Source organism: Polynucleobacter sp. 35-46-11, assembly GCF_002281105.1.
In genome coordinates, this window is record NZ_NCFJ01000647.1 from 1 (window position 1) to 1,250 (window position 1,250).

Annotated in this window: 2 protein-coding genes; one reads left to right on the forward strand and one right to left on the reverse strand. The window is 42.8% G+C overall.

Annotation, left to right across the window (positions count from 1 at the left end; all coding sequences use genetic code 11):
- The coding region (locus tag B7Y67_RS18435) for a hypothetical protein (protein ID WP_293599878.1) at nucleotides 1-577 on the forward strand (577 nt) is incomplete at its 5' end.
- Here B7Y67_RS18435 and B7Y67_RS18440 read toward each other — a convergent pair.
- The gene (locus B7Y67_RS18440; RefSeq protein WP_293599879.1) at nucleotides 578-1,141 is read right to left on the reverse strand and encodes a hypothetical protein; all 564 of its coding nucleotides are present in this window, start codon (nucleotides 1,139-1,141) and stop codon (nucleotides 578-580) included.
- Between the last annotated feature and the right edge of the window lie 109 nt (nucleotides 1,142-1,250).

Sequence of the window (1,250 nt, forward strand, 5' to 3'; positions counted from 1 at the left end):
CCGCCGCGTCCCATTGGGTGATTTGTTTGATATTAACAATCAGACCAATGGATTGCCTTTACCAGCGCCATTTATGCCAAGCCATCCTGTCTTATCAATTATGCAGGCGGTTATTTATAACCAAGATACCTTTACTGGAAAAGATCTGGTGAAGAAATCTGATACCAAGTGGGAAGCAGCGCAAGCGCGTGGCGCTTACTTGTATCGCCAGTTTGCCCCGAATGCCCCTATGATTCCAGGTAGCTACAACTTTAATAAGCTGATGGACGCTAGCGCCAATACCTTTGATACTGAAATGCTAGGCTATACAGGCAAAACCAAAGCGGGTGATTCAATCAAAGCAATTCCTACAGTGCTTGATGTATTTACTGGCACGAAGATCCGCTCATTTGACCCTGAGCGTGGCATTGATTATCAAGCCGCTGGTATTCAGAAAGAGGCTAAAGAGATTGGCGCTAATATCAGTAGTGCCCAAAGAAATCAGGGTATGACTCCTGATTCAAAGGGTAGATATATCGCCTCTCAGCAAGACAAGTTAATTGAGCTGCGTAAAAAGAACGAAAAGCTGCGGGAGTAATCAGTAGCAATACCGAGTGCCGCCGTAGTAATCGCAAATCTGCGGTGGCGGGGTGATTGATTGACCAAATGAGTTCGTAAAAGCCCTGTCAATACCATTAAGCATGGTAGCCGTTGCAGCGGTAGTCCTGTATTGCTGAGCGGCATTGGCATAGGTCGAAGCTTGAGCTTGACGCATTCTGTCATTCTCTAATTCAGCCTGGCGATAAGCGCGCTCATTAGACTCCCTCATATCTTTCATAGCTGCCAAAAATCGCTCATCCCTTGCTTCTTTTAAGGCGTCATACTCGGATTTGTTTATTTTTTTGCTATCAAGCTGCTCAGAATAGCCGATCAAAGAATTTATATAGTCTTGGGTAATTTTGTCGCCTGGCATATAAGTTTTTGCTGCAACTAACTTTTCTTTGTATGCCATAGTGCGACCAATTTTGTTGGCTTTTTGCTGCTCAGAAATTCGATCCACTTCTTTTTCAAAAAGAGCGTATTCGGCGGGTGTATTTTGGGCGTGAGCTGATAAAGAGAAAAACGCCGCGCATACTAAAACAATACTCATGATTGTTTTCATTTTTGTACCTCTTGGATTTTTGTTCATTCTTTAATCATACAAAGATTCATAAGAACTTACCAGCACCAATAGCATGATTGGATGAAATTTTCATTCAATCTATATCCAA

Bases quoted from the DNA above. Each gene is read 5' to 3' on its own strand.
- B7Y67_RS18440 (WP_293599879.1), bottom strand. From the start codon at position 1,141: ATGAAAACAATCATGAGTATTGTTTTAGTATGCGCGGCGTTTTTCTCT.